Here is a 6,000-nt window from a genome sequence, read left to right as displayed (position 1 = left end):
GTAGCCATAAGTGCCGCACCGGTGCTGTCCACAGTGCCGCACCTGTGGCTTGCCGATTACCCGTCGCGCAAGGCGCCCCAGACCGGACGCTTACGGGTGGGATGCCCTGACATCCCGAACGGCGACAAGGAACAGACCGGCAAGTGCTCTCAGAACACCGGCAACTGCGGCAAGCGAAATGCGATCTACTCGCAACAACAATCGGCCTTGCCTGCGATGTGATCGCAGCCTACATTTCCCACACTAAAATGTGATGCGAGCACACCGCAATGGCTACCGATCTTATCGAAAAAGTCCGCAAGCTGGTCACTGAAGGCGGCATGAGCCGCTCCGGACTCGCCCGTGCAGCCGGCCTTCACGCCAATACCCTGCGTGACCTGACCGAGCCTGACTGGAACCCCACCGCCGAGACGCTCAACAAGCTCGAACGGGTACTCTTCGCCAACGATGACCGTCCGGTGCTGGTCCCGATCGAGGAGATCATCGACGAGGCCAGGAACGGTCGCATGTTCATCCTGGTGGACGACGAAGACCGCGAGAACGAAGGTGATCTGGTCATCCCGGCGCAGATGGCGACGCCCAGCGCGGTCAACTTCATGGCCACGCACGGTCGCGGCCTGATCTGCCTCTCGCTCACGTCGGAGCGCTGCGACCAGCTCGGTCTCGAAGCGATGAGCCCGAAGAACGGCACGCGCCACGAAACCGCCTTCACAGTCTCGATCGAGGCGCGCGAAGGCGTCACCACCGGCATCTCCGCAGGCGACCGCGCCCGCACCATCTCGGTCGCGATCGATGGCACGAAGGGTGCGAATGATCTTGTCACGCCCGGGCACGTCTTCCCCTTGCGTGCTCGCCCCGGCGGCGTGCTGGTCCGCGCCGGGCACACGGAAGCCGCGGTCGATATCTCGCGCCTCGCCGGCCTGAACCCCTCGGGCGTCATCTGCGAGATCATGCGCGATGACGGCACCATGGCGCGCATGGACGATCTGGTCAGCTTCGCGCGGATGCATGACCTCAAGATCGGGACCATCCGCGACCTGATCGCCTACCGTCGTCGTCACGATCGCATGATCGAGAAGAAGGCCGACCTGACCTTCGACAGCAAGTACGGCGGCCATTGGACCGCCCGAACCTACTACAACAAGGCCACCGGTGACGAGACGATGGCGCTGGTCAAGGGGCGGATCAACCCGGAGAAGCCGACCCTGGTGCGCATGCACACTCTATCGATCTTCGCCGACATTCTCGGTGAGACCCAAGGCGCGCGCGGCGATCTGCTCCACCGCTCGATGGAGATCATCGGCGAGGCGGGCACCGGCGTCATCGTCCTGATCAACCGCCCGATGGGCACGCTTATGTCGCGCACCTTCGACATCAAGCAGCGGGTCCGCGCCGGCGAAGAGCCCGACCTCAACGAACTGCGCGACTATGGCGTGGGTGCTCAGATCCTCGCGGAACTTGGTGTCCACGACATGGTGCTGCTCACCAACACCCATCACTCGCTCGTGGCCTTGGAAGGCTATGGCATCAACATCGTCGGCGAGCATGCGATCGACGGCGCCGGAGACGACCACAATGGCTAAGTTCCTCATCGTCGAAGCGCGGTTCTACGACCACCTCAACGACATGCTGATCGAAGGCGCGCGGGCCGCTCTCAAGGCGGCAGGCCACAAGAGCGAGACGATCACGGTGCCCGGGGCGCTGGAGATTCCGGCCGCAATCTCCCTCGCCGAGGCGAGCGGCGACTACGATGGCTTCGTCGCCATCGGCGTTGTGATCCGCGGCGAAACCTATCACTTCGAGATTGTTGCCGGCGAGAGCGCGCGCGGGATCATGGCCATGACCATGGACGGCCTTGCCATCGGCAACGGCATCCTTACGGTCGAGAATGAAGCCCAGGCGCTGGTTCGCGCGGATCCGGCGCAAAAGGACAAGGGCGGCGAGGCCGCCAAGGCGGCGATCGCCTTGCTGGAACTGAAGGAACGATTTGGTGGCTAGCAACGGTTCGGTCGATCATCCCTCCGTCGCCGGCATCCGCCTGGTTCTGGGCGGGAACGTATTCGGATGGACGATCGACCAGGACCGCAGCTTCGCCGTGCTCGACGCCTTCTACGAAGCGGGCGGGCGAATGATCGACACCGCGGAGGGCTACTCGTCCTGGGTACCCGGCAACAAGGGCGGAGAATCCGAGACGATCATAGGCGCCTGGCTGGAGAGCCGCGGCGTGCGCGCCGAGATGCGGATCGGCACCAAGACGGGCATGGGTGGCCCTCCCGGCGCACTCAGGCCAGAAGCGGTCGCGAGTGCTTTAGCAGGCTCGTTGCAACGGCTTCGGACCGATTACCTCGACCTCTACTACATCCACCGCGACGACCGGGTCACGCCCTTGGACGAGGTCGTCAGCGCATACGACGTGCCGTACCGCGAGGGTAAAGTGCGCGAACTCGGCGTCTCGAACTATGAACCTGGGCGGCTCGTCGAGTTGAACGCAGCGGCACGAGCCAGCGGTGCGCAACCGTTCACGGTCGTTCAACCGCTCTACAACCTCGTCGCTCGCAACGAATATGAAGGCGCCTTGCAGGACCTGTGCGTGCGACAGGGCATCGCCGTCATGCCGTATTACGGCCTCGCTGCGGGTTTTCTGACCGGCAAGTACGAGAATGCCGCGCAATGGGCCGGAAGCGCTCGCGCCAGGTCGCTCGATGATGCCGCGGCGAATGGCGGATGGGCCACCCTGGAAAGGCTTCGTACCGTCGCCAGGGATGTAGGCGCCGAGCCTGTCGAAGTCGCCCTGGCGTGGATCAACGCGCAGCCAGGGATCGCCGCGCCGATCGCCAGCGCGACCGCGCCGAAGCAAGTCATGGAGTTGGCTCACGCAACGGCGCTTGATCTTTCCCCTGCCCAATTGCAGCAACTGGGCCTCTCACCAGCCTGATCGTGCCTGCACATAGATAAGTGTTTGTACGCGATAAGCATTGTCGAGCAATTAATCGCCGGGGCCGAAGTGTTCCCTTGTAGAACAATGATGAGAAGGCTGTTCCCAAACTCGCCGGATCATGCCACGTGGAAGGCGTATCTCGATAATCATCGAAATCGGATACAAAGTCGTTTAGAATAGTCTCCGGGAAAATCCGGGTCGCAAAGAAAAACAAGGTCCGCATCAGCGGACACCGCGGGGGCCAACCTCGCGCAGTGGAGACAAGTGCCGTGTGTGATTCTCATCGCGTCGAAGATCTGACCGAAACCCTGACGAAATGCCTTGCCGCGCTCGACGAAATTGGTGCGCAAGTAGCGGCGGCGCATGTGGACGCCGCCTTGCACGCACTGCGTCGCCAGTTCGATTCCACCCAGGAAATCTCCACTTCGGAGTAAGCTCTTCAAGACGCACTGTCCGGCAACCGCTTATGGTTGCTCCAGACCGGACCGGCCATTTAGCATCCTGCGATGGCAGCCGGGAGGGGGCGCGACCTTGCCGCGCGATTGATCGCATCCCGCGCCTGCATGGTAGCGGGTGGGGCTTTGAAGTCATGGGAATACCGCAACAGGTCATGCGAAATCGGGCGAAAGCCATGCGCCTGATCGGGATCGCCAACGAACTGCTCGCGATGGCGCGTGAGCTTGAGATGACGAGCCATGACGATGGTGCTTCATCCGGCGCCAGCGGGTCGCACACCGCCCCGGCGGCCAGCCAGGATCACCCGGTCTGGGTCGAGCTCGCCCGCCAGACGTATGAGGACCGACGTCGGCGCAACAAGATCTTCCAGTCCGACGAACTGTTCGGCGAGCCGGCCTGGGACATCCTGCTCGATCTGTTCATCGCCGCGAAGGAACGGCGCCGGGTGTCGGTGACCAGTGCCTGCATCGGTTCGGCAGTGCCCTCCACGACGGCGCTGCGCTGGATCTCCATACTGGAGCGTCAGGGCTTCCTCAGCCGCGAAGCCGATCCGGGCGATGCAAGGCGCGTCTATGTCCGTCTCAGCCCCAAGGGATATGAGGCGATGCTGGAGTACTTCTCGGCATCGAGCCGGTCGGTCGTCCTGCTCGATGAAGGCGCGTCAGACATCGCAAAGCGGCGCTGATAGGGTATGTCGGGTCCGGCGCAGTACAGGTCGCGTCGGGATCGCCTTCTCACGACAGGGCGCAGCCACGGCGTCGTACGAAGAACCGCCAAGCCGAAGCATAAGACATCCCAGGTCGAGTGCGAGGCGGTCGCCGCCCTCAGCCTTGCGGTGACCGGCCTGCGCTTGTAGAGGACGCGGCAACTCCCCCACACGCCCGATCCCAGAGGATTTTAGATGGCCGCCCAGTACGCCTACGTCATGAAGGGCATGACCAAGACCTTCCCCGGCGCGCAGAAGCCGGTGCTTTCGAACATCAACTTGCAGTTCTACCAAGGTTCCAAGATCGGCATCGTCGGCCCGAACGGCGCCGGCAAGTCGACCCTGATCAAGATCATGGCCGGTATCGACACCGATATCACGGGTGAGGCCTGGGCGGGCGAGAACATCACGGTCGGCTACCTGGAGCAGGAGCCCGAGCTGGACGCCAGCAAGACCGTGCTGGAGAACGTCAAGGACGGCGCGCGCGACGTCGCCGATCTCGTCGACCGCTTCAATGAAATTTCGACGATCATGGCTGATCCGCCTGAAGACGCGGACTTCGACTCGCTCATGGAAGAGATGGGCACGCTGCAGGAGAAGATCGACGCGGTCGATGGCTGGTCGCTCGACAGCCAGCTAGAATTGGCGATGGAAGCGCTCCGCTGCCCTCCCGGCGATTGGCCGGTCACCAGCCTATCCGGCGGTGAGAAGCGCCGCGTCGCCCTCACCCGGCTGCTGATCCAGAAGCCGTCGATCCTGCTGCTCGACGAGCCGACCAACCATCTCGACGCGGAATCCGTAGAGTGGCTGGAGAACCACCTCAAGGAATACGCCGGCGCGGTGCTGATGATCACCCACGATCGCTATTTCCTCGACAATGTGGTGAGCTGGATCCTCGAGCTCGATCGCGGGAAGTACTTCCCGTATGAGGGCAATTACTCCACGTACCTGGAGAAGAAGGCCAAGCGCCTGGCGCAGGAAGAGCGCGAGGAAAGCGGGCGCTCCAAGGCGCTGCGCGAGGAGCTCGAGTGGATCCGGCAGACCCCGGCGGCGCGCCAGACCAAGTCGAAGGCCCGTATCCGCAAGTTCGAGCAGCTGCAGGAAGCGCAGAACAATCGCAAGCCCGGCAAGGCCCAGATCGTCATCCAGGTGCCCGAGCGCCTCGGCGGCAAGGTGATCGAGGCCAAGGGCCTGACCAAGGCCTACGGCGACAAGCTGCTGTTCGAGAACCTGTCGTTCATGCTGCCGCCTGGCGGTATCGTAGGTGTCATCGGGCCGAACGGCGCGGGCAAGTCGACTCTTTTCAAGCTGATCACCGGGAAGGAACAGCCCGACGAGGGTGCGATCGAAATCGGCAGCACCGTGCACTTGGGCTTCGTCGATCAGAGCCGCGATCATCTCGACCCGGCGAAGAACGTCTGGGAAGAAATCTCCGACGGGCTCGATTACATGAAGGTCAACGGCCACGACATGTCGACCCGCGCCTACGTCGGCGCGTTCAACTTCAAGGGCGCGGACCAGCAGAAGAACGTCGGCAAGCTGTCCGGCGGTGAGCGCAACCGCGTGCACATGGCCAAGATGCTGAAGGAGGGTGGCAACGTCCTGCTGCTCGACGAGCCGACCAACGACCTCGACGTCGAGACGCTGGCGGCACTGGAAGACGCCATCGAGAACTTCGCCGGCTGCGCCGTGGTCATCAGCCACGACCGCTTCTTTCTCGACCGTCTTGCCACGCACATCCTCGCTTTCGAGGGCAATAGCCACGTCGAATGGTTTGAAGGCAACTTCGCGGCCTACGAAGAAGACAAGCGCCGGCGCCTCGGCGATGCGGCCGATCGGCCTACTGCCCTCGCCTACAAGAAGTTGACGCGTTGATCCCAAGCCCGCCCCTTCCGTTCAG

At 63.1% G+C, this 6,000-nt stretch carries 7 protein-coding genes; all 7 read left to right on the top strand.

Going from position 1 to position 6,000, the window contains the following annotated elements; all coding sequences use genetic code 11:
• On the top strand, window positions 1-222 hold a 222-nt coding region (locus HNO88_RS15095), incomplete at its 5' end, for a hypothetical protein (protein ID WP_184247218.1).
• Between the two features lie 47 nt (window positions 223-269).
• Entirely contained in the window at window positions 270-1,583 is a 1,314-nt protein-coding gene (gene ribB, locus HNO88_RS15090; protein WP_184247215.1) for a 3,4-dihydroxy-2-butanone-4-phosphate synthase, read from the top strand.
• A complete protein-coding gene (ribH, locus tag HNO88_RS15085) occupies window positions 1,576-1,998 on the top strand; it encodes a 6,7-dimethyl-8-ribityllumazine synthase (RefSeq protein ID WP_184247213.1) in 423 nt (140 codons plus the stop codon). The genes ribB and ribH overlap by 8 nt, the downstream gene beginning before the upstream one ends.
• The gene (locus HNO88_RS15080) at window positions 1,991-2,935 is read left to right on the top strand and encodes an aldo/keto reductase (protein ID WP_184247210.1); all 945 of its coding nucleotides are present in this window, start codon (window positions 1,991-1,993) and stop codon (window positions 2,933-2,935) included. The genes ribH and HNO88_RS15080 overlap by 8 nt, the downstream gene beginning before the upstream one ends.
• A gap of 272 nt (window positions 2,936-3,207) precedes the next feature.
• Window positions 3,208-3,372 (top strand): hypothetical protein, encoded by a 165-nt coding sequence (locus tag HNO88_RS15075; protein ID WP_184247208.1) that lies wholly within the window; start codon window positions 3,208-3,210, stop codon window positions 3,370-3,372.
• 197 nt (window positions 3,373-3,569) lie between these two features.
• Complete coding sequence (locus HNO88_RS15070) at window positions 3,570-4,079, top strand: winged helix DNA-binding protein (RefSeq protein ID WP_246381830.1); 510 nt, start codon at window positions 3,570-3,572, stop codon at window positions 4,077-4,079.
• Window positions 4,080-4,295: 216 nt separating this feature from the next.
• Window positions 4,296-5,975 carry an energy-dependent translational throttle protein EttA gene (gene ettA / locus HNO88_RS15065; RefSeq protein WP_184247202.1) on the top strand — a complete coding sequence of 560 codons (1,680 nt, stop codon included), beginning with the start codon at window positions 4,296-4,298 and terminating at the stop codon, window positions 5,973-5,975.
• Window positions 5,976-6,000 lie beyond the last annotated feature (25 nt).

This window comes from Novosphingobium chloroacetimidivorans (genome assembly GCF_014204535.1).
Taxonomy (GTDB): Bacteria; Pseudomonadota; Alphaproteobacteria; order Sphingomonadales; family Sphingomonadaceae; genus Novosphingobium; species Novosphingobium chloroacetimidivorans.
This window is presented reverse-complemented; position numbering and strand designations above follow the sequence as displayed.